Here is a 25579-nt window from a genome sequence, read left to right as displayed (position 1 = left end):
GAGGTTGAGTGTGACCGGCAGTGACCGGACGGGCCTAGTACCAGTGGTTGGCCGCCCAGAACGACCAGGCCTGGCAGGGGCTGCCGTACCGGCTGTTCATGTAGTTGAGGCCCCACTTGATCTGGGTCGCGGGGTTGGTCTGCCAGTCGGCGCCGGCCGAGGCGTACTTGCCGGCGGGCAGGGCCTGGAAGAGACCGTAGGCACCGGAGGAGGCGTTCGTCGCCTGGTAGTTCCAGCTGGACTCGTGGTCCACGATGTTGCTGAAGCACTGGAACTGGTCGGCCGCCACCATCTGACGCGCCATCGCCTGGATCTGCGCGACGCTATAGCTGCTCTGGACGGGGAAGCTGGAGGAGTCGCGGGCGCTGTCGCGGCTGGCCGCGGCCTTCGCCTCGGCGCGCTCCTTGGCCTCCTTGGCCGCCTTCTCGGCCGCCGCCTTCTTCGCGATGGCGGTCTCGGCGGCCGCCTTGCGGGCCGCCGCCTCGGCGTCCTTCTTGGCACTCGCGTCCGCGGCGATGGCCTGGGCGTCGGCCTGCTGCGTCAAGGACGCGGACTGGACCTGCGCCTGCTGACCCGCAGGTATGTCTGCGAGGAGCGTGGTGTCGGCTGCCGTCGCCTCGGCGTCGTTGTTGTTCTGCGCGACGCTGCCCGAGGCAACTCCGACGACGCTCCCGACGGCGGTGACCGCGGTGGCCGAGGCCACTGCGAATCCCCGGACCGAAATCCGGCTCACACGGTTTCCTTCCAGCATCGCCCGCTTCGGTGACCCTGGCGGACGCAATCGTGCCCCTGGCACTGGCCTCCCAACTGCGGGGTCACGGGAGGCACGGGCCCGGTGGGCAACTCCCCCTTCGGGGAGCGCCGCGTGGTGCTCGGGCGGCATACGACGAACTCTATGGAGTTGGTGGTGCTTCTGTGGTGCTGTACCGCTGGGGGTACAGGTGTGTCGTATGCGGGGCCTGACAGGACTGAGACTCTGCCGTAACCGGACGCCGGGTGGCAATTCTGCGTTGCGTGTGAAAGGTCACATCCCGTTTGCCCCTGTGGATTTCCGGAAAGCTCCACACGCCAAGGCGCCGCCCGGCTAGGCTCTGGGCCTTTGCCGGACGGCGCCAACTGCTGTGCGGGTGGTCAGATGTGACCGTCCTCCAGCATTTCGGTCACAAGCGCCGCAATCTGAGACCTCTCGGACCGAGTCAGCGTGACGTGCGCGAAGAGCGGATGTCCCTTCAGCTTCTCCACTACGGCGACCACTCCGTCATAGCGGCCGACGCGCAGATTGTCCCTTTGCGCCACGTCATGGGTCAGAACAACCCGTGAATTCGCGCCGATTCGAGACAGAACGGTGAGAAGTACATTCCGTTCGAGGGACTGCGCCTCGTCCACGATCACGAACGCGTCGTGCAGCGAGCGGCCGCGGATGTGGGTGAGCGGCAGCACCTCCAGCATCCCGCGCGCGGTGACCTCATCGATGACCTCGCGGCTGGTGACCGCCGACAGTGTGTCGAAGACGGCCTGCGCCCACGGGCTCATCTTCTCCGCCTCGGTGCCCGGCAGATAGCCCAACTCCTGCCCGCCCACCGCGTACAGCGGCCGGAACACCATGACCTTCTGGTGCTGGCGGCGCTCCAAGACCGCCTCCAGACCCGCGCACAGCGCCAGCGCCGACTTGCCGGTGCCGGCCCGGCCGCCCATCGAGACGATCCCGACGTCCGGGTCGAGCAGCAGGTCGAGCGCGATGCGCTGCTCGGCGCTGCGGCCCTTGATGCCGAACGCCTCCCGGTCGCCGCGCACCAGGCGGACATTGCCCTCGGCGGTGATCCGGCCGAGCGCCTTGCCGCGCTCGGAGTGGATGGTCAGGCCAGTGTGCACCGGCAGCTCGGCGGCCTCGGGGACGTACAGATGGCCTTCCTCGAAGAGGATGTCCACCTGCTCGCCGGAGAGCGTCAGTTCGGACATTCCGGTCCAGCCGGAGTTCTCCGTGATGGCGAGTTCGGCGCGGTACTCCTCGGCGAGCAGACCGACGGAGGACGCCTTGATCCTCAGCGGGAGGTCCTTCGAGACGACGGTGACGTCGTACCCCTCGGCCTGCAGATTGCGGGCCACCGCGAGGATGCGGGAGTCGTTGTCCCCCAGGCGGTAGCCGGTGGGCAGCACGCTGGGGTCCGAGTGGTTGAGCTCGACACGGACGGTCCCGCCCAGCTCCCCGATCGGGATGGGGGCATCGAGGCGACCGTTCTTCACCCGGTAGTCGTCCAGCAGGCGCAGGGCCTGGCGGGCGAAGTAGCCGAGTTCCGGATGGTGCCGCTTGGCCTCCAGTTCCGTGACCACCACGATGGGGAGCACGACCTCGTGCTCGTCGAAGCGGGTCAGGGCGTTCGGGTCGGCCAGCAGGACGCTGGTGTCGAGAACATAGGTGCGCCGGTCTGGCTTGTGGCGCTTTGTGCTGGTCACCACGGAAGGACGTACCCCCTCGGATGAGGTCGGGGAGCGACGAGATCGAGCTGGACCGGTCGTCGGCCGCCCTGCACGGGCCGAGAACCGGCCCGCCGCCTCTTCGTCCGCGCATGGACCGCACGATCGGGCTGGTGCAAAGGGCCTCCCGGGCGGACGGCCCCGTGCCGCCCGCTGAGATCCGACACCCGTGGTTCGGGTGTCGACCTGTCTGGCTTATGCCCTCGAACATGCACCGCCATGCAAAAGCGGCCATCGGCATGCCGGTGAACTCCTTGTTACACCCCCACAAATCATGGGTATGTGAACGCCCCGCTGCCTTGGCGGCCGGCGGGGCGTGCGTCGGGTATCAGCCGCCGTAACGGCGGTGACGTGCGGCGTAGTCGCGCAGGGCGCGCAGGAAGTCGACCTTGCGGAAGGCGGGCCAGAAGACCTCGCAGAAGTAGTACTCGGAGTGCGCGGTCTGCCACAGCATGAATCCGGACAGTCGCTGTTCGCCACTGGTGCGGATGACGAGGTCCGGGTCGGGCTGGGCACCGGTGTAGAGGTGACGGCCGATCATGTCGATGTCGACGGACTCGGCGAGGTCGTCCATCGTCACGCCCTTGTCGTGGGCGTCGAGCAGCATGGAGCGCACGGCGTCGGCGATCTCTTGCCGGCCGCCGTAGCCGATGGCCACGTTGACGAGTATGCCGTCGATGTGGGCGGTGGACTCCTCGGCCTCCTTCAGGGTGCGCTGCATGCCGCCCGGCAGCAGGTCCATCGTGCCGACGTGGTGCACGCGCCAGCGGCCGTCGGCGGCGAGCGTGTGGACGACGTCCTCGATGATGCCGAGCAGCGGGACGAGTTCCTCCTGCGGCCGGTCGAAGTTGTCCGTGGACAGCAGCCACAGGGTGACGACCTCGACGTCGGTCTCGGTGCACCAGCCGAGGAACTCCTCGATCTTGTCCGCACCGGCCCGGTGGCCGTGGACGGTGGTGGAACCGGACGCCTTCGCCCAGCGGCGGTTGCCGTCCATGATGACGCCGATGTGCTTGGGCACCTGAGCGTGGTCGAGGTGGCCCTCCACCCGGCGTGCGTAGAGCCTGACGAGCAGGCTGCGCAGGTTGTCGCGCAGGTTCACGTGGCCCTCCGGGGGTTTGGCATGGGGGGTTCGGTGCGTAAGGGTGCCCGAGCCGTTGAGCCTACCCCTGCCGGGGGCCTGGTTCTGGTTCGGGGTTTGGGGTTTGGGGTTCGGGGGCTTGGGGTTTCGACCGTCTGGTGCAGGTCCGTGGGGGCTTGTCGCGCCCACGCGGCGCAGCCGCGTGTCGAGCGCGGCCCCGCGCCCCTTGAGTGGGGACGCCGGGTCGGCGCCGAGCGGTTCCCGGGTTCCCCTCGATGGACCCACCGGTGTCCCGTTCGAGGACCTATCGGTGGCGGGAACGAAAAACGGGCCGGTCCGTGGGGGGGAGACGGACCGGCCCGAGGGGGGGTTTCCACCATAACCCTTCGTAAGGGATGGTGGGTGCATTGGCGGGACACAACTACTCTCCGGAATCATCCGGCGACGCCCCGGTGGGTGCGGAACGCTGGATTCAGGGGTGTCTCATGGCCGGTTCACAGCGGAATCCCAGGGAAAACCGATCGGATACGAAATGATTCGGCAGGGATCCGGGCGGTTTACGCCATCCTGGGGATATGTCGGCAAGTCCCCCCGACGGAGTACCGGGCCAGCGAACGGTGACTTGACGGTTCCGCTACGGCGACCCGGGAAGACAGCTCGGTTTCACAGCACCGCGCAGCCCCCTCCACTGCGCGGTGCCGCCCGCGCGGGTTTGCCAGCGCGAATTACCTTGGTCTGAACTTATGTGACAGATGAGGCTGATGTGAACCGCACCGGATAACGATGTGGAAACCGTTGGCAAACTGCCCGTGAATCAGCCGGGTTTGCGGACGTCGAAGAGATGCCGGGTGCTGTGCGCCACGAATGGCCCCTCCTTCTCGATCCGCTCGTGCAGCGCGCGCAGTCGGGGCTCGTACGCCTCCACCGTGAAGCCCGGGACCATCCACACCACCTTGCGCAGGAAGTGGACGACGGCGGCGATGTCGTGGAACTCCATCCGCAGCCGCTCCGCCCGGAGCCCGGCCACCTCCAGCCGCGCCGCCTCGGCGTCGGCCCGCTCGCGCTCGGGGTCCCGGGCCGAGCGCACCTCCTCCGGCAGCGGCCCGAGGAAGTACTCCACCAGTTCGAAGACGCTGGCCGGCCCGACATGCTGGGCGAAGTAGGTGCCACCCGGCCGCAGCACCCGGGCGATCTCGTGCCAGTACGGCCGCACCGGATGCCGGCTGAGCACCAGGTCGAACGTCCCGTCGGCGAACGGCAGAGGCGCGTCGTCCGCGGCAGCGACGACCACCACCCCGCGCGGCCGCAGCAGCGCGGTGGCCTTGGCCACGTTCGGCGGCCAGCCCTCCGTCGCGGCGGCCAGCACCGGCCGGGCGGGCTCGGCCCTGCCCAGCGCGAAGTCCAGCACCTCACCGCCGCCGGTCTGGATGTCCAGCACGGCCCCGGCCCGGGCCAGCCGCTCCCCCGCCGAGACGGCGTACCCCCACGAGGGCCGCTCCTCGCCGGCCCGCCCTTCGAACCAGGAGAAGTCCCATCCCTCGGTGGGTACGGCGGCGCCCTCGGCGACGAGGTCCTCGAAGGAGCGGTTCACTGACATGCCCGCCATGATCGCAGGGTGTTGTCGGCACGGCCTGCTAATTTCCGCACGCATGACGACCCGTATGACGACGTACACCGCCGGAGAGAAGCAGACCCTGCACGCGAGCCTGAACCGGCACCGGGACGCCGTGCTGTGGAAGCTGGACGGCCTGGACGACGAGCAGCTGCGCCGGCCCATTACACCGTCCGGCACCAACCTGCTGGGCCTGGTGAAACATCTGGCCTGCGTCGAGTACGGCTGGTTCGTGGAGACGTTCGGCGGCGAGGCCGAGCCCCTGTGGTTCGACCCGCACGACGACATGTGGGTCACCCCCGAGGAGACGACCGAGCGGATCGTCGCCTTCTACGGCCGCGCCCGCGCCGCCGCCGACGCCCTGATCACCGGGCTGCCGCTGGACGCCCAGGGCAGCCCGGCCTGGCGGGACATCACCGTGAGCCTGCGCTGGACGCTGGTCCACATGGTGGAGGAGACCGCGCGGCACGCCGGCCACATGGACATCCTGCGGGAGCTGATCGACGGCGCCACCGGCGACCACCCGCCGGTGACCCGGCGCTAGCCGACCAGGGACGGGGCGGCGAGGGCGTAGGCCGCCCGGGCGGTCGGCGCGGTGAGCACCCCGGCGTCCAGCAGACGCCGGGCCTCCCGCGCGCCCGCACCCTCCGGCAACCGCTGCGATCCGTACCGCACCTGCCACAGCCGCATGAGCAGCCCGCCGAACCGGGCGAGCGGCCGCAACGGCCCCTCCTGCGGGCCCTCGCGCCGCGCCCAGCGGGCCGCGATGGCGCCGCCCACCTCCGGAACCCGCTCGATGCCACGCCGCCCGTCGTCGGCGGCGGCGTAGACGACATGCGGCACATGTGCGTGGATCAGCGCGCTGCTGCACAGCAGGCAGGGTTCGAGGGTGGTGTGCAGCCGGTGGCCCGGGTGGCGGCGGCCGGCCGGAAGCTGGGCGAGGGCGTTGATCTCGGCGTGCGCGAGGTCGGTGCCGGCCAGCTGACCGGGCGGGGCGTCCGTCTCCCGGCTGCGGTTGCGCCCGGCCGCGACGACCCGGCCCTCCGGGGCGTACAACACCGCGCCGACAGGCCGGCTCCCGGCCCGCAGGGCCTCCCGGGCCAGCTCGAAGGGCAGTTGCCAGGGCGCGGGGAAGGAGGCCGGGGCGACACCGGGAAGGACCGTCATCAGCGGCCCCCGCCGGCCGTCCCCCCGAGCACGAGGAGGATGTGCTCGTCGTCGCCGTGCCGGACCGTGCCGGCCCGCTCGAAGCCGTGTCTCTCCAGCAGCCGGACGGAGGCCGTGTTGCCGCCGAAGGGGTCGGCGTACAGGGGTCGTACGCGCTCCAGCTCCAGGAACAGTCCGAGGGCGCGGGTGCCGACGCCGCCGCCCCAGTACGGCCGCCCGAGCCAGTACCCGACGAACCGCCGCTCGCCCTCCGTCCAGGAGACGACGCTCCCGGCGACCTCGCCGCCCACCGTGACCGTCCGCACGAGGCAGTCCGGATCGCCGAGCACGCGCTCCCGCCAGTGCCGCAGGAAGGCGTCCCGCGGCCGGGGCGTGAATCTCGACCGCCGGACGGCTTCCGGGTCGTGCTCATAGGCGAGGAAGACGAACAGGTCGTCGTCCGTGACGCCCCGAAGGCTCACCTCGCTGTGCTCGTCGCGCTCGTCACGTTCGTCGGTCATGTCAGGAGTGTGGCAGCCGCCACTGACAACGCCTCTCTGTCACGTCAGTCCAGCAGGGGCCGGACGTCCTCGGCGGCGAACCGCACGAACCCCTCCGGGTCGGGCTCGTCCCCGGTCGGCTGCAGCACGACGGTGTCGGCACCGGCCTCGGCGAGCCGCCGTACGGCCGCGGCCACGGCCGCCGCGTCGCCCGCGACGCCGATGTCCGTGGCCGTCGCCAGCCCCTCGTCGGAGAGTTCGGCCCGCAGCCGGGCGTCGGCGTCCGGGCCCGTGGCGGTCAGCAGATAGACGACGACCGGGTGATGCTCGCCGCGCTCGGCCTCCTTCTGTCCCTCCTCGATGAGCTGCCGGGCCTGCCGTACGCCGTCCGGGGAGGTGGCGGCGGTGAGGAGGGTGCCGTCGGCCTTGGCGCCGCAGAGGCGCAGGGTGCGCGGCCCGGTGGCGCCGGCGAAGACGGGCACCGCCCGCTCCGGCGGCCAGTCGAGGGCGACGTCGTCCAGGGAGACGTACCGGCCCCGCACGGTGAGCCGTTCACCCCGGAACAGTGCGCGCAGGGCGTCGAGATGCTCGCCTAGAAGGGTGAGCGGCGAGGCGGCACGGGCGCCGACCTGCCCCATCCAGTCCTGTACGCCATGCCCGACGACGACGGTGGCCCGCCCCGGGAACATCCGGTGCAGGGAGGCGGCCTCCATCGCGGTCAGCGCCACGTTCCTGAGCGGCACCGGCAGCAGTCCGACACCGACCCGCACCCGCTCGGTCCAGGCGAGCGCCGCGGCGGCGGTCGCCATCCCGCCCTCCCGGAAACAGTCCTCCCACAACCACAGTTCCTCAAGCCCTGCTCCGTCCGCCGCGCGGGCCACCGCCCGCAGCCGCTCGGGCGGAAGCTGGGGGCGGAAGACGACACCGAGTCCAGTCATGGACCTCTTCCTAGTGGGGAGGACGTGGGGTGACAAGTGGTTTTGTCCGGCGGAGAGTTGGCCACACCGAGAGACCGCGGGAGGGGACGGACATGGGCAGACGCCGGCGTGACGGGGTCGGAAGGCTGATCGTGCCCCGGGGTGAGCGAACGGAAGACCCGTTGGTCCTTCCACTGGAGATCTCGGCCTCTTACCGGGCCCGGACGAAGGGCCTGCTGGGCCGGGACTCGATCGCCGGGGCGATGCTGCTGTCACCGGCGAGCGGGGTGCACACCTTCGGCATGCGCATCCCGATCGACGTCGCCTACCTGGACCGCCACCTGACCGTCCTCGCCGTCCGCACGATGCCCCCGGGCCGCCTGGGCCTGCCCCGGCTGCGGGCCCGGCACGTGCTGGAGGCGGAGGCGGGGGCGATGGCGGGGTGGGGGGTGCGGGTTGGGGTGCGGCTGAGGGCGGACGTCGAAGGTGGTGCCGGTTGATCGGTTTGAGGGCGTTGTCAGTGGTGCGTCCTAGCATCGCGTCATGAGGACTTCAGGGACGTTCAAGGTCGAGGAGTTCGCCCCGGCGGAGGTGCCGCTGCCGGAGCCGGTGGTCGGGACGGCGGTGCCGGTCGGTGTGGCCACGATGCGGAAGCGGTACGAGGGTGAGGTCACCGGGGTGTCGCAGACGCTGTTCACCGCGGCGTACGACCAGTCCAGTGGGACCGGTACGTATGTCGCCATGGAGTCTTTCGAGGGAAGTCTCGGCGGGCTGAGCGACAGCTTCAATTTCGCCCACTCGGGGACGACCCTCGGGGAGGGCAGAGAGGCCGAGTTCTTCGTGATCGTGCCGGGGAGCGGGACGGGGGCACTGGCCGGGATCCGAGGGGCCGGCGGCCTGCGGATCGACGCGGACGGCACCCATCGGATCTGGTTCGAGTACGAGGTGGGTGAGTAGCGGGACTTCTCCGTCGGGTTACTCCTGGGTGCGGGGGAAGGACACCTCCACGCGTCGGTTCTTCCTCCTTCCCTCCTCGGTGGAGTTGTCTGCGATCGGGTACTGCTCGCCGTAGCCGCGGACCTCGAAGGTGACGTTCGGGTCGTTCAGGTCCTGGTCCAGGACGGCCTGTACGGCGTTGGCGCGTTGCCTGGACAGGATGTCGCCGTGGGCGGACGAGCCGAGGTTGTCCGTGAAGCCGAAGACGCGGACCTGCGTCGCGTTCTGCTTCCTGATCTCCCCGGCGATGGTCGCGATACGGCCCTTCGCCTCCTCGCTGAGTTTCGCGCTGTCCTTGCTGAAGAGGACTTCGGCCTGGAGTGCGAAGGTGACGTCGGCGTTGGTGTCCTCGCGTCGCTCGTCCCCGCTCTGGTCCTCCACGACCGACTTGATGTCCAGCACCTTGGGCGCGGCGAGGGTTGCCCCCTCGGGGAGCTTGAGGTCGGGGTCGGTGGGGTCGATCTTCACCGGGGCGCTGGCGGAGGGCGCGGTGTCCGGCGGCTGACTCGGACCCGTGTCGTCGGCTTGGGCCGGCGTGGCCGCGAGGAGGAGGGTGACGGCGGTGAGGGCGAGGGTGAGACGAGTGGTGGTCACTTCGGCCTCACCCGGAGATCTTGATGGTGGCGGAGGAGAGGGTGGGCAGTTGGAGGGCCACCTCGATGGTGTCCGTGGGCGGGGAGGGGAACTGCATGAAGACCTGCAGCGACTGACCGGCCTTGAGCGTGCCGAGGCCGGTGGTGGTGAGCGGGCGGCCCTCTGTGTCGCGCAGTACGTAGTAGCGCTTCTTGCCCTTGGAGTCGACAAGGGTGGCTCCGCCCAGGGACGGGCCGTTCTTGGTGATCTCGGTTTCATTGCCGCTGAGAGCGGATGGGATGAGCAGATCACCGGCCCCGTCGTTCTTCAGGGTGCCGTTCACGGTGACGAAGCCGCCGGAATCACGTTGCACGGAGGTGATCTGGAGAAGCAGGCCATCCGAACCCTTCAGTTCGGCCAGCGGTTGGTCCGATTGCCCCTCCTGGGCGCTCGGGCCGGAGTTGCCTCCCTGGGAAGCGGACTCGGAACTGTGCGGCTTCTTGTCGTCGCCGGCGCCTCCGCCGCAGCCGGCCACCCCGACAGCCAGACCAGCCACAACGGTCAATGCGACCATCCCCCTGCGGGCCTTCGCAGTGAACCGAATGCTCATCGCTCCGCTTCCTTCGTCATTGATCGTTCGCTCGTCAGTCGGCCAGGTGGACGTCGAAGAGGTCTTCGGGCTTCGGCAGCCCTGTTGTGTCGTCCGGCTTCAGATGCCAGACCTTGCCGTTGCAGGTGAGTGGGGGCAGCGCGTCGCCGTCGGCACCACCGGCGGGGGGCTTGAAGGTACAGAGGGACTTGATCTCGGCTGTGGCGGAAGCCGTCGACCGGTACTTCTCCGACCCGGGCACGACGGACCGGCCGACGGACTTGTTGGTCTGCACGTCGACCCGGTATTTCAGCAGCCCTTGCGGAAAACAGCCGTTCAGCAAGGCATCGTTCTGCGCAGCGAGTTGGCCGGCCCGTCCGCACGGATCGTCATCGAACGTCACCCTGCCGTCGAAGACCTCCTGCCACTTCGCGGGGTCGGACAGCACCTTCACCCACTGGGCCGCGAGTTGGTCACGCTCGCTCTGAGCCGCCGCGAGCGCTGCCGCGTCGGCCGCCGTCTGGGCCCCGCTGCGGTTCACCGACGCCTGGCCGACGGCGAGGTAGGCCAACGCAAGAAAGAGCAGGCCTGCCACCACCGTGATGTAGATGGGGAAGGCCTGCCCTGCGTCGCGGCGTGGAGGCATCAGCCACCGGTGACTTCGGAGATCTTGTTCCTGATCGCGTCGAAGATCGTCTGACCGATGCTCGTGCCCGTGATCGCCAACACGATCGCCACCACCACCGCGATGATGCCGAGGTACTCCACCGCGGTCTGCCCCCTGTCGCCGCGAGCAACGCGGGCCTGCAGATACGCGACGGTGGTGTTGAACCAGTTGTTCATGGTGGTCCCCTCCGGACTCGCCTCCGATCCGGACAACGTATGCCGGGGCGCAGCACTCTCGAGAGGGCCCCAGGACCCAACCCGGGACCCATTCCCCCCGCCGTCCTCTCCCCCACGCACCCACCTCAAGCCACCCCCAACCACTTCGCGGCCGCCTGGGACCGGGTGGTGCTCTGGAGCTTGGGGAAGATGCGGTTGATGTGGTTCTTGACCGTCTTCTCGGAGATGAAGCAGGCGGCGGCAATCTGCTGGTTGGTCATGCCGGACGCGATGAGGTCCATGATCTCCGCCTCCCTCGTGCTCAGCCGGAAACGCGAACGGAATGACTGTCCCACAGGTGATTGCAGTTGCGAAAGAAGTTTTGGGGCATTTTCCCTTAAAAACTGGGGGACTTCGCGTTCCGCATGTGCAGGTGCACCTGCCTGCAGGCCCGTCAGTAACGCCTTCGTCGCGCCCGGAGTCACATGCGGCCGCCCCTCCCGGACATCCCGCACCGCGCGTACCAACTGCTCCGTCGTGAACTCGCCGTGCACCAGATATCCCCCCGCCCCCAGCCGCAACGCCTCCCGCACGGTCTCCGTCTCGTGGCTGTAGGTGAGCATCATGACCGGCGCCAGCCGCACCAGGTGCGGCAACGCCGAGATTCCGTCGACGCCGGGCATGCGGACGTCGAGGAGGATGACGTCCGGGCGGTGTCGTACGGCCGCCTCGTACGCCTCTCTGCCGTCCGTCGCCTCCGCCACCACCGTGGTGTCCTCGCGGCCCGAGAGCAGTGCCGTCAGGCCCGCCCGGACCACGGGGTTGTCGTCGGCCACCAACAGCCGCAACGGCGGCGTCGGCGTGGGGGCCTCCGGCCAGGGGTCACTGTGCTGCATGGCGCCTCCTCTCAGGGCTCCCGAGATGCGGGGTCGGAGCCGTTCGGGGACGGCAGGGGAAGTTCCACGCGCACCTCCGTGCCGCGCTCGTGGCCGCCCCGCCCGATGCGGATCCGGGCGCCCACCTGCGCGGCCCGCTCCACCATGCCGAGCAGGCCGAAGTGGCCGGAATCGCGGAGCCGTTCGAGCGTGGTGCCGGGCGGGAGGCCCCGGCCGTCGTCGTGGACCGTGAGGCGCAGCAGGTCTTCGTGCACGGCCGCCCGTACCTCCACTTGGGTCGCGTACGCGTGGCGGTAGGCGTTCTCCAGCGCTTCCGTGGTGATGGAGAGGAGGTGGCGGGTCGTGGGGGCGGGAAGTTCGGGGAGGGAGGCGGGGTCGGTGTTCGGACCGCCGCTGTCGGGCTGCCAGGAGCAGGTGACCCGTAGGCCCGTGCGGGCCGTGAAGTCACGTGCAACGTCCGTCAGCTCGTGCCACACCAGTGTCCCGCCCTCGTCGAGCGAGTCCGGCTGCTGTCGGCGCAGGTCCGTCAGGAGTTCCCTCGACTCCGCCGCCGCCCTGCGCGCCGAGCGGGACACCAGTTCCGCCTGTTGCCGGATGCGGTCGGGAGCGTCGGCCGAGGCCGTGGCCGCCAGGCCGTCCGCCGCGAGGGCCACGCCGTACAGGGTCTTGGCCACGGAGTCGTGCATCTCGAGGGCGAGCCGGGCGCGTTCCGCGCTCACCGCCTCCGCCGCCGCGAGGCGCGCCTGGACCGTCGTCAGGGCGTTGGTCGCGGCGCCGACGCGGAGCATCAGGTTGCGCAGGGTCGAGCCCATCGCGCCGGCGATGACGCACAGGCCGGGCAGCAGAAGGGCCTCGGCGATGGGCGCGTGGCGATCGGCCTTCAGGGTGGCGTGGACCAGCAGCAGGATCAGGGACTGGAGGGAGGCGAAGCAGGCCGCGCCCCGCCAGCTGTAGACCAGGCCCGCCAGGAGCGGGGTGCAGACGCTGACGTAGGCCAGGGTGGTGTCCGGGCCGGCCGAGATCAGGAGGAACGAGCCGAAGAGGGTGTCGGCGGCGAGGAGGCTGGGGTGACGCAGGAGGAGCGGGCCGAAGCGCTCCCAGTCGCGGAACAGGACGTACGACACCATGAACGTCACGACCACGGCCGCGCCGACCAGGCGGACGCCCAGGCCGGGGGCGGCGTTGAGCAGCGCGGCGGGGGCCGCCAGGGCGATCATGGCCAGCCGGAAGCCGAAGACCTGCCGGCACATCGCCTGCAGCGCACGGATCTGGATCTTCTCCGAGGCTTCGGCGGTGGCGGGATCCGTACCGGCAGTCGCCCTCCAACGGCGTACGAACCAGCCGACGCCTCCGCGCACCCGGCCGCCACCCCCGGACAACGCTCCTCCCCCGCGCCCCATCAGCCCCGTCACCGTCACGTCCGCCTCACTTCCCCGTGAGCGAGCCGAAGTCCACGCCGGAGCCGAGGAGCAGGCCGGCGCCCAGCAACAGCATCGTGGCCGGGACCATGAACGTGGTGATCATCAGCGTGGCCTTGGGCACCGCGCGGGCGGCCTTGCGGCGGGCGTTCTGGGCGTCGGTGCGGCGCATGTCCTTCGCCAGGGAGACCAGCGTGTCCACGATCGGCGCGCCCAGTTCCTCCCCCTGCTGCAACGCCGTCACGAACATCGCCACCTGTTCCGAGTCGTTCCTCCGCCTCAGCTCCGCGAAGGCCTGGCGGCGGCTCATGCCGAGGTCCATCTGGCGCAGGGTGATGCGCAGTTCGTCGGCCCAGGGGCCCTCGTAGCGGGAGGCCACGCGGTCCAGGGCCTGGCGGAAACCGAGCCCGGCGCTGACCACCACCGCCAGCACGTCCAGGAAGTCCGGCAGCGTGCGCTCGATGACGTCCTTGCGGACCCGGATCGCCGACCAGATGCCGACCTCCGTCCAGAACGCGCCAAACAGCAGCAGGAGTACGGCCACGAACCACTGGCCGCGCAGCAGGAACACCAGGAATCCCACGCCGCCCAGCGCGCCGTAGACCGCCCGCCGGGCCGCGTAGCGGTCGATGGTCAGGCCGCCGGGGTTGCCGGCGAGGTCGATCTTGCGGCGGTACTTGGCCACCAGGCGCGGGCCCATCAGGCGCAGCACGGCGGGGGCGTATCGCATGCCCATCCGGTCGATGACCGAGCCGACCGCGCCGGTGCGGGTGGCGCCGACCTCCAGGGCCACCGCCAGGTCACCGGGGAGTTTCGCGTCCGCGCGGTACATCCGGAGGCCGGCGAAGGCGCCCCAGACGCCGAGCCCCATCAGCAGGGCAAGCAGAAATCCAACCATCGGGCCGGCCGCCCCCTCACACGTCGATCCGGCTCAGGCGCCGGATGAGGACGAATCCGACGGCGTACATGGCGAACGCGATGAGCACGCAGGCCTGGCCGACCGGTGAGCCGGTCATGCGGGCCAGTGCGCCGTCCTTCACCGCGTTCATGAGGAAGAGCGCGCCGACGCCGAGGACGGGGACGGCGTACGACGTCATGGTCACCTGGGAGAGCTGGGTGCGGATCTCGCGCCGGGTCTCCTTGCGTTCCTCCAGGGTCTCGGTCAGGTTGCGCAGGGCCGACACCACCTGGCCTCCCGCCCGGTTGGACAGGATCAGGGTCGTGACGAGGACGACCAGCTCCCGGGACGGGAGGCGGTCGGCCAGTTCGCCCAGCGCGTCGTCGAGGGACTGGCCGATGGCCAACTGGTCGGAGACCTTGGCCAGTTCCTCGCCCGCCGGGGCCTCCAGCTCCTCCGCGGCCATGCCGATCGCGGTGCGCAGGGCGAGGCCGGCCTGGGTGGCGTTGGCCAGGATGCGGGCGAGCTCGGGGAGTTGGTTGATGAAGCGCTCGATGCGTTTCTGCCGCTGCCAGTTGAGGAACTGCGCTGCCGCCCAGATGCCGAGGAGGCCGGCGAGCGGCCCGAAGAAGGGCGCCAGGGTGGCCTGGCCGATCAGCCAGAGCGCGGCGACCGTGGCGAGCATGTAGACGAAGAACTCACCCGGGGTGACGTCCAGTCCGGTCGCCGCCAGGCGCAGCTCCAGCCAGCGGCCGAGGCGGGTGCGGCGCAGCCGCCGGTCCAGGTCGCGGAAGCGGCGCCTGCGGCCGGTCGCCGGGACCGGGCCGGTGTGGGTGAGCCGGTCCACGAGGGCCGCGCGCTGGGCCCGGCCCGAGGCGTAGGCGTGTACGCCGGCCACCGCCAGGACGCAGGTCAGCAGCGTCACGCCGGTGGTGAGCTGGACGAGGGTGTGGAGTTCCATGGGTGGCCTACCTGGCTTCTCGGGTGGCGAGCTGGTCCACGGAGTGGGCGACTCCGAAGGCCTGCGGGACGGGCTGGCTCGCCATGTAGAGGCGGTCGGCGGTACGGCGCGGCAGCGGGAAGTACTGGAAGCTGCCGTACACGCGGCCGTCGGGGGTCATGGGCTGGGCGTCGAACCGGGCCACGGTCGCGATCCGGTACGGCTCCCCGCCGTGGCTGTCGAGCAGCGCGATCTCGGTGATCCGGCGGGCGCCGTCGGCGAACCGGGTGAGCTGGACGATGACGTCGACCGCGCTGTTGATCTGGTCGTGCAGGGCTACGAAGGGCACCTCGACGTCGGACATGGAGGCGAGGGTCTGCAACCGGGTGAGCGCGTCCTCGGCGCTGTTGGCGTGCACCGTCGCCAGCGATCCGTCGTGGCCCGTCGACATCGCCTGGAGCATGTCGAGGGACTCGCCGCCGCGGACCTCACCGACCACGATCCGGTCCGGGCGCATGCGCAGCGAGTTGCGGACCAGGTCGCGGATGGTGACCTGTCCCTTGCCCTCGACGTTCGGCGGCCGCGACTCCAGCCGGACCACATGCGTCTGCTGGAGCTGGAGCTCGGCGGAGTCCTCGATGGTGATGATGCGCTCGTGCGAGGGGATCAGTCCGGAGAGGGCGTTGAGGAGGGTGGTCTTCCCGGTGCCCGTGGCACCCGAGACGATGATGTTGAACTTCGCCTGCACCAGCCCGGCCAGCAGATACACCATGTGCTCGTCCAGTGAGCCGAAGGAGATCAGCTCCTGGAGGGTGAAGGAGCGCGGGAAGCGGCGGATGGTGAGGATCGGGCCGGTCAGGGACAGCGGCGGGATGATGACGTTGACGCGCTCGCCGGAGGGCAGTCGGGCGTCCACCATCGGGTTCGACTCGTCCACCCGGCGGTTGACCGTGGACACGATCCGCTCGATGGTCTGCATCAGCTGGTCGGCGGAGACGAACCGGAGCGGCAACTGCTCGACGCGGCCGCCGCGTTCCACGAAGATCGCGTCGGGTCCGTTCACCATGATCTCGGTGATCGACGCGTCCTCCAGCAAAGGCTCCAGGATGCCGAGACCCAGCGCCTCGTCCACCACCCGGCGGATCAGCTGGGAGCGCTCCACGGTCGACAGCACCGGGCCCTCACGGCTGATGATGTGCCCGAGCACCCGCTCGAGGCGGGCCCGGCGTTCGGCCGCCGCGAGCGAACTCATCTCCGCGAGGTCGATCTCCTCCAGCAGCTTGGCCCGGTAGGAGGCGACCAGATGCCCGTCCTCGCCCCGGCTGCCGTGCTCCTCCGGAGTGCTGATGCGCGCCCGCAGGCTCATGTCGGCATCTCCTCGCTCAGTGGTCCAGCGGCATGGTGGCGGACTTGGTGGCGTAGCCGAAGTCCCAGACGATCTTGGGGATGTGGACCCTGGCGGTGACGGTCACGGAGCCGTCTCCCCCGCCGCCGGGTGAGCAGGTCACTTCGAGTCCGCCGCTGACGGCTTCCGAGCACGCCTGCTGGGCGTCCTGCCGCAGGGAGGCCGCCCGCGCCCCCGCCCTGGCCGCCGTACCGGCCTGCTCGGCGGCGTAGGCGACGGCCCCGATCTGGATGCCGGCCAGGCCGACGATCAGCAGGAGCGGGATGAACCCGAGGTACTCGATGGCCACTTGGCCCCGGTCACGTCCACGGCGGCATGGCATCTCAGCGCTTCACCTCCTCGACGGCGCCGGCGTGGCCGTACACGGTTACGGGGAAGTCGATGGAGCCGGGGAAGAGGACGGGCACCTTCACCCCCACGTCCACGGTCACATAGCCGGTCTGGTCGCACCCGGTCACGCTGGCACCCTCCCGCCACGCCCCCGACAACTGCGCCAGCGCCTTCTCCCGGCACACTCCGTACCGCTCGCCCCGAGGCGCCGCCGTCCCCGCCCGCACCCCCTCCTCCGCAGCATTCCCCGCGAGCGTGAAGGCGTACCCCACCAGCACGGCCTGCCACATCAGCACCAGCGTCAGGATGATCAGCGGCGTCATCCCCAGAAACTCGATACTGACCTGCCCCCGGTCTCGCTCCCCGCCACCCCGTTTCACGACCCGCTCACTCCTTCCGCCGCCGGAACCCACCCGGACCACGCCCGCTCCCCCGGTGGCCCGCGGCCCCCTCGGCCGCCCGCACCAGCCCCAGCTCCCCCGCGAGCCCCCACAAGGCCTGCTTCACGGAACTCCTGCTGTCCAGCTCGTGCACCCGCCCGGCGTCGACAACGGCCTGAAGTTCCCTGAAGTTGGCGGGAATGGCCGTACGCGCCAGCGCCGTCCCGGTGATGCGCTGCACGAGCGCCGGCTGGATCTCCGTGCTGCGTGTGTGCCGGTTGACGACCACGGTCGTCTCCTCGGCCTTGCGGATCTGCAGCCGGTCCCACATCCGTACGGTCCGCTTGGCGGCGCGGACGGCGATGACGTCCGGCGTGGTGACCAGCAGCGCGATGTCGGCCATCTCCACCACCGCCGCACCTGCCCCGCTCAGCTGGGCGCCGCAGTCGACGACGACCACCTCGTAGCGGGCGCGCAGGGCGCTGACGATCTGGCGGGCGGCGCGGTCGGTGACATCCTCGCCGCGTTCGCCCTCGCCGGGTGCGAGGAGCAGGGCGAGCCCGGTGTCGTGGCGGAAGACGGCGTCGGCGAGGACGCGGGGCGAGATGTCCGTGATGGCGGCGAGGTCGACCACGGACCGCCGGAACTGGATGTCCAGGTAGGAGGCGATGTCCCCGGTCTGCAGATCGAGGTCGAGCAGAGCCGTCGGCCGCCCGGAGGCCTGTGCAGCGAGGGCCAGCTGGATCGCCGCCAGGGTGGCACCCACGCCTCCCTTGGCGCCGCTGACCGTGACGACCGTGCCGCCGGCTCCGCCGAACACGTCGGAGCCGTGGCCGAGATGGCGCCGTACCCCCGTCGACCACTGGGCGACGGCCTGGACCCGGCTGGCGAGTTCCTCGTACGACAGCGGGAGCGCGACCAGGCCACGGGCACCGGAGTCCATGGCGGCGGAGAACAGACCGGGGCCGGCGTCGGTGGTGACGAGGATGACGCCGACGGCGGGGAAACGGAGCGCGACCTCGCGGATCAGCTCCAGGGCCGGGACGGGGCCGATCCGCTCGTGGACGACCACGACCTCGGGCAGTTCGTCCACGGACTCGGCGGCGAGGCGGGCGAGGGTGTCGACGAGCTGGGTGGAGTCGCCGACCGGCGGCTGTGGTTCGGCGTCCGGGAGCTGGCTGAGCAGGGTGGTGAGGGAGCGTACGGCGTCCGGGTCGGCTCCCGCCGGGAGGATCCTGATAGGCATGCGGGCCGCCTCTCACTTGTCCGTCGCGAGTTCGTAGGTGCGGTCCTTGTCCGGGACGCTGGTCTCGCTGCCGGGCGCCACCAGCGCGAGCCGGACGCGCTGGGCGAAGGACTCGGCGTAGGTGATGCGCTGGGCGTCGAGGGTGGACAGCGCGAAGGTGATGGGGACGGCCTCGCTGGGCTGCTGCTGGTTCTTGCTCTGGTCCGGGTCGAGGGCGGTGATCTGGCCGACGTCGAGGACCCGGGCGTCGGTGACGATGATCTTCGACTGGTCCGGGTCGCCTTCCTTCTTTCCGGAGAAGGTGGCGTACACGTTGACGTGCGATCCGGGGGTGATCTTCCCCGCCACGCCGGTCGCCGCGTCGATCATGATGGCGACCTCCTGCTGTCCGGGCTGCAGGGCGGGCTGGTCGACGATCATGTCGGTCTGGAGCAGGGAGCCCTTGCGCAGGGTGGTGACCGCGATCTTGCCCTGGATCTGCCGCAGATCCGTGACCGCGTTGCCGGACAGCCACCGCCTGGGCATCTCGATCTTCTCGAACTGACCGGCGTCCAGAGTGGTGTACGGCTTCACATCGGACCGCACCCGATAGGCGGTGGCCTCCGGGCCGACCTTGGAATTGACGTTGCGGACGACGGAGAGCACGCCGGCGAACGCGCCGAGAGCGCACAGGACCGACAGGATCAGGAGTATCACGCCGCGGCGCTGACGGGAGTTCATGAACCGTGCAACCTCATTGGGGGAATCGGTCGAGCGGGATGCGGACTTGCTCGTCTGGTCAGGCGGGCGTGCGCTGCTCCAGGGCGCGGGGCGCGGCGGGTTCGTAGGCGGGCGGGGTGGCGGAGCAGAAGACACAGCGGTCGCCGATGACGTCCAGTCCGCACCAGTGGCAGGCGGCCCGCCGTACCGACGTGACCAGTTGGTACAGAACGGGCAGATCCGCGAGGTAGCTGCAGAACTCGGTCACGCGGCCCGTGCCCCACCACACCGGGGACTCGGCGGGCAGCGGGACCTCGCGCAGCCCGTGCACGCTCCACTGCCCCGCGAGCCCGGCGACCCAGTCACCCTGCGCCTGCCCCTTGGCGACGAGCATCCAGGTGTTGAACTCGGGCCCTTTGAGCGTGACACCGGGTCCTGTGCGCACGAGCTGCGGTTCGGGATGCGCGAGCACGGCGAACTGGCTGCCGGGGACCCAGGACTTGGCGTGCGCCTTCAGTCCGACCGGCACCCGGTCCAGCTTGGCGACCGAGCCGAGCACGGCCCCGGCGTGGATGTAGTGGGTGAGCAGCCGCCCGGCGGAGGCGAGCACGCCGGGGCTCAGATCGCAGGAGGCGAGCTGCCGCAGCTGCCGGGCGAGGACGGCGATGCCCAGCGGGGGCAGCTCCGGGCGGAAGAGGGCGATGCGATCGCTCTCCAGCAGCGAGCGCAGGGTGTACAGCCGTCGTACGACGGGTTCCGCAGTGGCGGTCGAGCAGACGACGACCACGTATCCGTACTGCTCGGTCAGGGTGTGGAGTTCGGTGAGCGCCTGCTCCAGGGGCCGCTGGTCGAGGCCTTCGAGCACGACGGCGGGCATGGTCCGTTCGTCCTGCGCCGGCAGTGCCATGTCGGCACTGGTCACGGCAATGGCAGTTGGCACGCGCAGCTCCCCGCTCTTCACACCCGCCGGCCCACAGAGGTAACTCCCGTGCGCCAGGACGACTTCACTGCGTGACTACGTGAGCACTGTATCCACGGCCGGATGACCGGAGAACAGCGTTTGTGAAGCTCGCGTGGAACTCTCTGTTCACAACTCCGGCCAAATACGGACAGCTTGAGCGGCGATCCGGAAGCCGATTTGGTCTGGACCTCTTGACACCCCGATTGGTCTGGACCAACTTGTATGCGCGACGGCGGCCACCCCATCTCTTCCCCTCCCTGCCCGCCACGGCTCCCTCTTCTCCGACTTCACTTCCCCACCGGAGGCCCCAGTGGACCATGCACCAGGCATACCCAGACCCCGCGGACGGCGAATCACCCTGTGGTCCGCCGCCACGGCACTGGCCCTGTCCGTAGCAGGCCTCACCGCGGCCGCCGGCCCGGCCTCCGCGGCGGACGTCAACAACGTCAGGAACGCGGGCTTCGAGTCGGGCCTGTCGAACTGGACGTGCACGGCAGCCAGCGGCACAACCGTCTCCTCACCGGTGCACTCCGGCACCTCGGCGCTGAAGGCGACCCCGGCCGGCCAGGACAACGCCCAGTGCACCCAGACGGTCGCGGTCAAGCCCAACTCGACGTACACGCTGAGCGCGTGGGTGCAGGGCGGCTACTCCTACCTGGGCGTGACGGGCACGGGCACGACGGACGTGTCCACGTGGACGCCGGACACCTCCACCTGGAAGCAACTGTCCACGACCTTCACCACAGGCTCGTCGACGACATCGGTCACGATCTACACGCACGGCTGGTACGGCCAGGCGCCCTACTACGCCGACGACGTCTCGGTCTACGGCCCCGACGGCGGCGGAGGCGGCGACCCGACCCCGACGGTCCCGGCGGCTCCCACCGGCGTGACGGTCTCCGGCACGACGTCCTCCTCCGTCTCGCTGTCCTGGTCCCCGGTGTCGGGCGCGACGGGCTACAACGTCTACCGCGACGGCACGAAGGTGACGGCGGTGACGGGAACGTCCGCGACGGTGACCGGACTGACCGCCGCCATGTCGTACACCTTCCAGGTGACGGCGACGAACACGGCGGGCGAGTCGCCCAAGTCGGCGCCGCTGACGGCCACGACGGCCTCGACCGGCGGCGGAGGCGGTGGCGGCGGTGCGCTGCCCAAGCACGCGGTGACCGGCTACTGGCAGAACTTCAACAACGGCGCGAAGGTCCAGAAGCTGTCCGACGTCCCCTCCTCCTACGACATCATCGCGGTGGCCTTCGCGGACGCGACCTCGACGCCAGGCGCCGTGACCTTCAACCTGGACTCCTCCGGCCTCGGCGGCTACACGGTGGACCAGTTCAAGGCGGACATCAAGGCCGAGCAGGCGGCCGGCAAGAAGGTCATCGTCTCGATCGGCGGCCAGAACGGCACGGTGTCGGTGAGCGACTCGACGTCGGCGACGAACTTCGCGAACTCGGTCTACTCGCTGATGCAGACGTACGGCTTCGACGGCGTGGACATCGACCTGGAGAACGGCCTCAACGCGACGTACATGACCCAGGCCCTCCGCGCCCTGTCCGCGAAGGCGGGCTCGTCCCTGATCATCACGATGGCCCCGCAGACGATCGACATGCAGTCGACGTCGAACGCGTACTTCCAGACCGCGCTCAACGTGAAGGACATCCTCACGGTCGTCAACATGCAGTACTACAACAGCGGTTCCATGCTGGGCTGCGACGGCAAGGTCTACAGCCAGGGCTCGGTGGACTTCCTCACCGCACTCGCCTGCATCCAGCTCCAGGGCGGCCTCTCCCCCTCCCAGGTGGGCCTCGGCCTCCCGGCCTCGACGAGCGCGGCGGGCAGCGGCTACGTCTCGCCGACCGTGGTCGACAACGCCCTGGACTGCCTGACGGCCGGCACCAACTGCGGCACCTTCAAGCCGTCCAAGACCTATCCCGACCTGCGGGGCGCGATGACCTGGTCGACGAACTGGGACGCGTCGGCGGGGAACGCGTGGTCGAACGCCGTGGGGGCGCATGTGCACGCGCTGCCGTGACGTGAGTTTCACGTGGTGACGACGCCCGGGCCCTCGGCGGTCCGGGCGTCGTCGTACACACACGCAGGTGACAGTTCGGTGCCTTGGACGCCAGGTTGCGGCGATCATGGACCGGTCACCGCCACTCACGACCGCCGAGGATGCGCCCACCATGCCTGTACCCGCCGACCCGACGGTCCTCCACCCCATGCCCGAGCAGCCGCGGGTGGTGCTGCTCAAGCCGCTGGTGAAGTCCCCGCTGATCGAGGTCGGGGAGTACTCCTACTACGACGACCCGGACGACCCGACCGCGTTCGAGACCCGCAACGTGCTCTACCACTACGGCCCCGAGAAGCTGATCATCGGCAAGTTCTGCGCGCTGGGCACGGGAGTGCGGTTCATCATGAACGGCGCCAACCACCGCATGGACGGCCCCTCGACCTTCCCCTTCCCCACCATGGGCGGTTCCTGGGCCGACCACTTCGACCTGCTCACCGGCCTGCCCAACCGCGGGGACACCGTCGTCGGCAACGACGTCTGGTTCGGCCACGGCACCACGGTGATGCCCGGTGTACGGATCGGCCACGGCGCGATCATCGCCACCGGCGCCGTGGTCACCACCGACGTACCCGACTACGGCATCGTCGGCGGCAACCCGGCCCGCCTCATCCGCACCCGCCGCACCGACCGGGACATCGCCCGCCTGCTGGCGCTGGCCTGGTGGGACTGGCCGGCGGAACACATCACCGAGCACGTGCGAACGATCATGTCGGGCACCATCGACGACCTGGAGGCCGCCGCCCGGGAGATCTCCCACGGGTGACTCATCGACGCGGACGGTGCCCCTCCTGCCGGAGGGGAGAAGGGGCGGTGCGGGGATTGGCAGGTTTGTTCCGGGGGAGTCGCGTGCATGTGCGGGTCAGCGTGACGGCTGCGGATCTGGGGTGGAACGGATCTGCCAATCGTGGCCTCCGCCCTTCCGGGCCGCTCGCGCACTCCGCGACGAACGACTCCCCCGCCTCCGGTTGAGTCGTCAACGCCCTGAAGGAGACCCCTCCCACCAGCTCCGTCTGACCTGGTTCACCCGCTCGTGATGGTCGTCGATCCAGTTCTCCTCCGGATCGACGCCGAACATCGCGGTGAGGCGGTCGGGGTCGTGGACCGTCACGGCCAGGGAGTGGTCCTCGAACATGTGCAGCATGAGCGTCAGTCCGCGCTCGTTCCCGATGCTGAGGTCACGACCCGGCGCCAGTTCGATCAAGCCGCCCTGCCAGTCGTCCAGATCCTGCGGGAAGAGGTGGACGTCCAGGCGTGCGTCGAGAAAGCTCGTGGAGAGCAACACGTCGGCCTCAAGCGTGTCACCGACGGGTTTGGACAGGCCGGTCACGCGTACGACGCAAGAGCTGCCGTCCGCGTCCTCCAGATGGACCAGGTCCACCGGCCCCTGACCGGCTTCAGTCACTCGGCGTCCTTGGAATCCTTGGCGTCCTTGGAATCCTTGGCATTCTTGGCATCCTTGGAGTCCTCGGCGTCCTCGAAGTACGCGTCCAGCACCGCGTCCAGCTGCTCGTCCCACTCTTTGAAGCGGGCCCGGGCCGCCGCCTCGATCTCGATCGGGTACCAGCGGCGGTCCGGGGTGTGGACGGTGATCGTGTAACGCTTGCCGAAGCGGGGGGACTCCGTCTCGACCGCCGCGATCTCGTCCCAGTGGAACTCGCAGGACTCCTCGTCCAGCCGGAGGCGGACGCCCTTGCGGTCGGCCACGATCTTCGCCCGGCGGTCGGAGGCCTCGAAGACCGGACCGCCGTCCGGGCCGCCGTCCGAGCCGTCGTCGTCCGCAGGCTCCGTGGCATCCTCGGTCGCCTCGGACACCTCGGTCACCTCAGGCGCCTTCGAGTCCTCCAGATCCACGGACTCCGACTCCGGCTCCGCGTCCGCAGGCTCGTCCGGCTCCTGCGACTGGGCCGGCTTGGCCGGTGCCGGGCCCGTGATTCCGGGGATGAACGCCGGGTCGAAACCGGCGCCCGTCACGGGCTCGACCTTCAACGGCTCGGCCTCGGACGGCTTGCTGCTCGCTCCTATGCGCTGCTCCACGGCGGCAGTATGGACGACTTCCCTGTGCCGGAACCAGTCAGCCCGCCCATCCCCGGTTTCACTCACGTCACGTTCACACGAACACACTCACCACCGCCGCCACCGCGAACCCCGCCACCGACAGCACCGACTCCAGGACCGTCCACGTGCGCAGCGTGTCCCGTTCGCTGATGCCGAAGTACTTGGCCACCATCCAGAAGCCGCCGTCGTTGACGTGCGAGGCGAAGATGGAGCCGGCCGAGATGGCCATGATGACCAGGGCCACGAAGGGCTGGGAGTGGTGGCCCTCCGAGAGCAGGGGCGCCACGATGCCCGCCGTCGTCACGATCGCCACCGTCGCCGAACCCTGGGCCACCCGCAGGACCAGGGAGATGAGATACGACAGCACGATCACCGGCAGGCCTACGCCGTTGAAGGTGTCCGACAGGGCCTGGGCCACGCCGCTCGCCTTCAGTACGGCGCCGAAGATCCCGCCCGCGCCGACCACCAGCAGGATGTTGCCGACCGGCTTGAGCGAGGAAGTCGACACCGCCTCCAGGGACTTGCGGGACCAGCCACGCCGGATCCCCAGCAGGTAGTACGCGAGCAGCAGGGCCAGGGTCAGGGCCACGAACGGGCTGCCGAAGAACTCCAGGACCGATCGGGTGGGAGACGGGTCCAGGGCGATCGAGGAGAAGGTGGCCGCGAGGATCAGGATCAGGGGCGTACCGATGATGGCCAGGACTGTGGCGAGCGGTACGGGCCTCTCCTGCGGCTCCACTCCCTGGGCGCGTTGTTCGGCCACGACCGCCCGCTTCGCTTCTTCCGCCGCCTCGACCATGTCCTGCGGTACGGCGACGAAGATGCGCTTTCCGATCCAGGCGGAGTACGCCCAGGCGGCCAGTACGGCCGGGATGCCGCAGACGATGCCCATGAGGATGATCCAGCCGAGCTGGACGTGGAGGAGGCCGGCCGCGGCGACCGGGCCGGGGTGCGGCGGCAGGAAGGCGTGGGTCATGGAGAGGCCGGCCAGCAGGGGGAGGCAGTACAGGAGGATCGACTTGCCGCCGCGCTTGGCCGCCGCGTAGACGAGCGGGGCCAGGACGAAGATGCCCACGTCGAAGAAGACGGGGATGCCGAAGATCAGGCCCGTCAGGCCCATCGCCAGGGGCGCTCGGCGTTCGCCGAACAGGCCCAGCAGGCGGGTCGCGAGTACCTCCGCGCCGCCGCTGACCTCCAGGATCGCGCCGAGCATCGTGCCGAGGCCGATGATGATCGCGACGTGGCCGAGGATGCCGCCCATGCCGGACTCGATGGTGGAGACGGCGTCGGAACGCTGGACCGTGCCGAAGAGTTCGGTGACCGACAGGCCGCCCAGCAGGCCCACGGCTATGGAGACGGCGAGGAGAGCCACGAAGGGCTGCAGCCGGACCTTGATGATCAGGAACAGCAGCAGGGCTATGCCGAGGCCTGCGACGGTGAGGAGGCCGGGGGTGCCGTCGAGGAGGAGGAGCAGGCCTCCGGTGTGGGGCGGGGTGGCGGGGGCTGTGGCAGCCAGGGGGAGGGACATACGGGGGTCCTCTGCATAAGTACATGGTGCTTTCGGGC

The 25579-nt window shown here is 70.0% G+C and carries 29 protein-coding genes; 5 read left to right on the top strand and 24 right to left on the bottom strand.

Going from position 1 to position 25579, the window contains the following annotated elements; genetic code table 11:
* Positions 1 to 34: 34 nt before the first annotated feature.
* The 4 genes from AB0M27_RS15205 to AB0M27_RS15190 form a co-directional block, all read right to left on the bottom strand.
* Complete coding sequence (locus AB0M27_RS15205) at positions 35 to 733, bottom strand: lytic transglycosylase domain-containing protein (protein ID WP_365721721.1); 699 nt, start codon at positions 731 to 733, stop codon at positions 35 to 37.
* A gap of 398 nt (positions 734 to 1131) precedes the next feature.
* Positions 1132 to 2457 (bottom strand): PhoH family protein, encoded by a 1326-nt coding sequence (locus tag AB0M27_RS15200; protein WP_365721719.1) that lies wholly within the window; start codon positions 2455 to 2457, stop codon positions 1132 to 1134.
* Between the two features lie 346 nt (positions 2458 to 2803).
* Positions 2804 to 3577, bottom strand: coding sequence for an isoprenyl transferase (locus tag AB0M27_RS15195; RefSeq protein WP_365721717.1), 774 nt, complete (start codon positions 3575 to 3577; stop codon positions 2804 to 2806).
* 793 nt (positions 3578 to 4370) lie between these two features.
* Positions 4371 to 5153 (bottom strand): methyltransferase domain-containing protein, encoded by a 783-nt coding sequence (locus tag AB0M27_RS15190; RefSeq protein ID WP_365721946.1) that lies wholly within the window; start codon positions 5151 to 5153, stop codon positions 4371 to 4373.
* A gap of 52 nt (positions 5154 to 5205) precedes the next feature.
* On the opposite strand from AB0M27_RS15190, the gene AB0M27_RS15185 reads away from it, so the two are divergent.
* A complete protein-coding gene (locus AB0M27_RS15185; RefSeq protein WP_365721715.1) occupies positions 5206 to 5712 on the top strand; it encodes a DinB family protein in 507 nt (168 codons plus the stop codon).
* On the opposite strand, the gene AB0M27_RS15180 is transcribed toward AB0M27_RS15185, so the two are convergent.
* Genes AB0M27_RS15180 through AB0M27_RS15170 form a run of 3 tightly spaced genes read right to left on the bottom strand, consistent with a single transcriptional unit; the run spans position 5709 to position 7926 of the window.
* Complete coding sequence (locus tag AB0M27_RS15180) at positions 5709 to 6335, bottom strand: nucleoside deaminase (protein ID WP_365721713.1); 627 nt, start codon at positions 6333 to 6335, stop codon at positions 5709 to 5711. The two genes, AB0M27_RS15185 and AB0M27_RS15180, sit on opposite strands and share 4 nt — an antisense overlap.
* Positions 6335 to 6835, bottom strand: a complete 501-nt coding sequence (locus AB0M27_RS15175; protein ID WP_365721711.1) for a GNAT family protein — start codon at positions 6833 to 6835, stop codon at positions 6335 to 6337. The genes AB0M27_RS15180 and AB0M27_RS15175 overlap by 1 nt, the downstream gene beginning before the upstream one ends.
* Positions 6836 to 6879: 44 nt before the next feature.
* Complete coding sequence (locus AB0M27_RS15170) at positions 6880 to 7926, bottom strand: LLM class flavin-dependent oxidoreductase (protein WP_365721709.1); 1047 nt, start codon at positions 7924 to 7926, stop codon at positions 6880 to 6882.
* On the opposite strand from AB0M27_RS15170, the gene AB0M27_RS15165 reads away from it, so the two are divergent.
* Positions 7845 to 8231, top strand: coding sequence for a DUF192 domain-containing protein (locus tag AB0M27_RS15165; RefSeq protein ID WP_365721707.1), 387 nt, complete (start codon positions 7845 to 7847; stop codon positions 8229 to 8231). The genes AB0M27_RS15170 and AB0M27_RS15165 overlap by 82 nt on opposite strands.
* 43 nt (positions 8232 to 8274) lie before the next feature.
* Entirely contained in the window at positions 8275 to 8688 is a 414-nt protein-coding gene (locus AB0M27_RS15160) for a DUF3224 domain-containing protein (RefSeq protein ID WP_365721705.1), read from the top strand.
* Between the two features lie 18 nt (positions 8689 to 8706).
* Here AB0M27_RS15160 and AB0M27_RS15155 read toward each other — a convergent pair whose 3' ends face one another.
* The 14 genes from AB0M27_RS15155 to AB0M27_RS15090 form a co-directional block, all read right to left on the bottom strand.
* Complete coding sequence (locus AB0M27_RS15155; RefSeq protein WP_365721703.1) at positions 8707 to 9321, bottom strand: OmpA family protein; 615 nt, start codon at positions 9319 to 9321, stop codon at positions 8707 to 8709.
* Between the two features lie 7 nt (positions 9322 to 9328).
* Positions 9329 to 9910, bottom strand: a complete 582-nt coding sequence (locus AB0M27_RS15150; RefSeq protein ID WP_365721701.1) for a hypothetical protein — start codon at positions 9908 to 9910, stop codon at positions 9329 to 9331.
* 34 nt (positions 9911 to 9944) lie between these two features.
* Positions 9945 to 10535, bottom strand: coding sequence for a pilus assembly protein TadG-related protein (locus tag AB0M27_RS15145; protein ID WP_365721699.1), 591 nt, complete (start codon positions 10533 to 10535; stop codon positions 9945 to 9947).
* Positions 10535 to 10732 carry a hypothetical protein gene (locus AB0M27_RS15140; RefSeq protein ID WP_365721697.1) on the bottom strand — a complete coding sequence of 66 codons (198 nt, stop codon included), beginning with the start codon at positions 10730 to 10732 and terminating at the stop codon, positions 10535 to 10537. The genes AB0M27_RS15145 and AB0M27_RS15140 overlap by 1 nt, the downstream gene beginning before the upstream one ends.
* A 125-nt stretch (positions 10733 to 10857) precedes the next feature.
* Positions 10858 to 11607 (bottom strand): response regulator transcription factor, encoded by a 750-nt coding sequence (locus AB0M27_RS15135; protein ID WP_365721695.1) that lies wholly within the window; start codon positions 11605 to 11607, stop codon positions 10858 to 10860.
* An 11-nt stretch (positions 11608 to 11618) separates the two neighbouring features.
* Positions 11619 to 12857: a histidine kinase gene (locus tag AB0M27_RS15130; protein ID WP_365721944.1), complete on the bottom strand. Its 1239-nt coding sequence runs from the start codon at positions 12855 to 12857 to the stop codon at positions 11619 to 11621.
* 175 nt (positions 12858 to 13032) lie between these two features.
* A complete protein-coding gene (locus tag AB0M27_RS15125; RefSeq protein WP_365721693.1) occupies positions 13033 to 13923 on the bottom strand; it encodes a DUF5936 domain-containing protein in 891 nt (296 codons plus the stop codon).
* Between the two features lie 16 nt (positions 13924 to 13939).
* Positions 13940 to 14884: a type II secretion system F family protein gene (locus AB0M27_RS15120; RefSeq protein ID WP_365721691.1), complete on the bottom strand. Its 945-nt coding sequence runs from the start codon at positions 14882 to 14884 to the stop codon at positions 13940 to 13942.
* Between the two features lie 7 nt (positions 14885 to 14891).
* Complete coding sequence (locus tag AB0M27_RS15115; protein WP_365721689.1) at positions 14892 to 16229, bottom strand: CpaF family protein; 1338 nt, start codon at positions 16227 to 16229, stop codon at positions 14892 to 14894.
* Positions 16230 to 16245: 16 nt separating this feature from the next.
* A complete protein-coding gene (locus AB0M27_RS15110; protein WP_365721687.1) occupies positions 16246 to 16590 on the bottom strand; it encodes a TadE/TadG family type IV pilus assembly protein in 345 nt (114 codons plus the stop codon).
* Between the two features lies 1 nt (position 16591).
* The gene (locus AB0M27_RS15105; protein ID WP_365721685.1) at positions 16592 to 16921 is read right to left on the bottom strand and encodes a pilus assembly protein; all 330 of its coding nucleotides are present in this window, start codon (positions 16919 to 16921) and stop codon (positions 16592 to 16594) included.
* A gap of 64 nt (positions 16922 to 16985) precedes the next feature.
* On the bottom strand, positions 16986 to 18224 hold the full coding sequence (locus tag AB0M27_RS15100) for a cellulose synthase operon protein YhjQ/BcsQ (RefSeq protein ID WP_365721683.1): 1239 nt from the start codon (positions 18222 to 18224) through the stop codon (positions 16986 to 16988).
* A 12-nt stretch (positions 18225 to 18236) separates the two neighbouring features.
* Positions 18237 to 18944 carry a Flp pilus assembly protein CpaB gene (cpaB, locus tag AB0M27_RS15095; protein WP_365721681.1) on the bottom strand — a complete coding sequence of 236 codons (708 nt, stop codon included), beginning with the start codon at positions 18942 to 18944 and terminating at the stop codon, positions 18237 to 18239.
* 58 nt (positions 18945 to 19002) lie between these two features.
* The gene (locus AB0M27_RS15090) at positions 19003 to 19830 is read right to left on the bottom strand and encodes a hypothetical protein (RefSeq protein ID WP_365721942.1); all 828 of its coding nucleotides are present in this window, start codon (positions 19828 to 19830) and stop codon (positions 19003 to 19005) included.
* Positions 19831 to 20194: 364 nt separating this feature from the next.
* Between AB0M27_RS15090 and AB0M27_RS15085 the strand changes: the two genes are divergently transcribed.
* Positions 20195 to 21919 (top strand): glycoside hydrolase family 18 protein, encoded by a 1725-nt coding sequence (locus AB0M27_RS15085; protein WP_365721679.1) that lies wholly within the window; start codon positions 20195 to 20197, stop codon positions 21917 to 21919.
* 151 nt (positions 21920 to 22070) lie between these two features.
* Complete coding sequence (locus tag AB0M27_RS15080) at positions 22071 to 22721, top strand: CatB-related O-acetyltransferase (RefSeq protein ID WP_365721677.1); 651 nt, start codon at positions 22071 to 22073, stop codon at positions 22719 to 22721.
* Positions 22722 to 22931: 210 nt separating this feature from the next.
* On the opposite strand, the gene AB0M27_RS15075 is transcribed toward AB0M27_RS15080, so the two are convergent.
* From AB0M27_RS15075 to AB0M27_RS15065, 3 genes are all read right to left on the bottom strand, one after another.
* On the bottom strand, positions 22932 to 23360 hold the full coding sequence (locus AB0M27_RS15075; RefSeq protein ID WP_365721675.1) for a DUF5959 family protein: 429 nt from the start codon (positions 23358 to 23360) through the stop codon (positions 22932 to 22934).
* Complete coding sequence (locus AB0M27_RS15070) at positions 23357 to 23992, bottom strand: hypothetical protein (protein ID WP_365721673.1); 636 nt, start codon at positions 23990 to 23992, stop codon at positions 23357 to 23359. The genes AB0M27_RS15075 and AB0M27_RS15070 overlap by 4 nt, the downstream gene beginning before the upstream one ends.
* Before the next feature lie 73 nt (positions 23993 to 24065).
* Entirely contained in the window at positions 24066 to 25541 is a 1476-nt protein-coding gene (locus tag AB0M27_RS15065) for a gluconate:H+ symporter (RefSeq protein WP_365721671.1), read from the bottom strand.
* Between the last annotated feature and the right edge of the window lie 38 nt (positions 25542 to 25579).

This window comes from Streptomyces sp. NPDC052107 (assembly GCF_040680215.1).
GTDB lineage: Bacteria > Actinomycetota > Actinomycetes > Streptomycetales > Streptomycetaceae > Streptomyces.
Note: the sequence above shows the minus strand (reverse complement) of the source record. Positions and strands in the feature narration are given on the sequence as shown.

Coding starts and splice junctions, on each gene's coding strand:
- AB0M27_RS15140 (WP_365721697.1), bottom strand. CDS start 10,732: ATGAACAACTGGTTCAACACCACCGTCGCGTATCTGCAGGCCCGCGTT.
- AB0M27_RS15115 (WP_365721689.1), bottom strand. CDS start 16,229: ATGAGCCTGCGGGCGCGCATCAGCACTCCGGAGGAGCACGGCAGCCGG.
- AB0M27_RS15100 (WP_365721683.1), bottom strand. CDS start 18,224: ATGCCTATCAGGATCCTCCCGGCGGGAGCCGACCCGGACGCCGTACGC.
- AB0M27_RS15090 (WP_365721942.1), bottom strand. CDS start 19,830: ATGGCACTGCCGGCGCAGGACGAACGGACCATGCCCGCCGTCGTGCTC.
- AB0M27_RS15105 (WP_365721685.1), bottom strand. CDS start 16,921: ATGACGCCGCTGATCATCCTGACGCTGGTGCTGATGTGGCAGGCCGTG.
- cpaB (WP_365721681.1), bottom strand. CDS start 18,944: ATGAACTCCCGTCAGCGCCGCGGCGTGATACTCCTGATCCTGTCGGTC.
- AB0M27_RS15065 (WP_365721671.1), bottom strand. CDS start 25,541: ATGTCCCTCCCCCTGGCTGCCACAGCCCCCGCCACCCCGCCCCACACC.
- AB0M27_RS15080 (WP_365721677.1), top strand. CDS start 22,071: ATGCCTGTACCCGCCGACCCGACGGTCCTCCACCCCATGCCCGAGCAG.
- AB0M27_RS15120 (WP_365721691.1), bottom strand. CDS start 14,884: ATGGAACTCCACACCCTCGTCCAGCTCACCACCGGCGTGACGCTGCTG.
- AB0M27_RS15180 (WP_365721713.1), bottom strand. CDS start 6,335: ATGACGGTCCTTCCCGGTGTCGCCCCGGCCTCCTTCCCCGCGCCCTGG.
- AB0M27_RS15110 (WP_365721687.1), bottom strand. CDS start 16,590: ATGCCATGCCGCCGTGGACGTGACCGGGGCCAAGTGGCCATCGAGTAC.
- AB0M27_RS15190 (WP_365721946.1), bottom strand. CDS start 5,153: ATGTCAGTGAACCGCTCCTTCGAGGACCTCGTCGCCGAGGGCGCCGCC.
- AB0M27_RS15165 (WP_365721707.1), top strand. CDS start 7,845: ATGGGCAGACGCCGGCGTGACGGGGTCGGAAGGCTGATCGTGCCCCGG.
- AB0M27_RS15130 (WP_365721944.1), bottom strand. CDS start 12,857: ATGTGCCGGCAGGTCTTCGGCTTCCGGCTGGCCATGATCGCCCTGGCG.
- AB0M27_RS15175 (WP_365721711.1), bottom strand. CDS start 6,835: ATGACCGACGAACGTGACGAGCGCGACGAGCACAGCGAGGTGAGCCTT.
- AB0M27_RS15160 (WP_365721705.1), top strand. CDS start 8,275: ATGAGGACTTCAGGGACGTTCAAGGTCGAGGAGTTCGCCCCGGCGGAG.
- AB0M27_RS15185 (WP_365721715.1), top strand. CDS start 5,206: ATGACGACCCGTATGACGACGTACACCGCCGGAGAGAAGCAGACCCTG.
- AB0M27_RS15125 (WP_365721693.1), bottom strand. CDS start 13,923: ATGGTTGGATTTCTGCTTGCCCTGCTGATGGGGCTCGGCGTCTGGGGC.
- AB0M27_RS15150 (WP_365721701.1), bottom strand. CDS start 9,910: ATGAGCATTCGGTTCACTGCGAAGGCCCGCAGGGGGATGGTCGCATTG.
- AB0M27_RS15145 (WP_365721699.1), bottom strand. CDS start 10,535: ATGCCTCCACGCCGCGACGCAGGGCAGGCCTTCCCCATCTACATCACG.
- AB0M27_RS15135 (WP_365721695.1), bottom strand. CDS start 11,607: ATGCAGCACAGTGACCCCTGGCCGGAGGCCCCCACGCCGACGCCGCCG.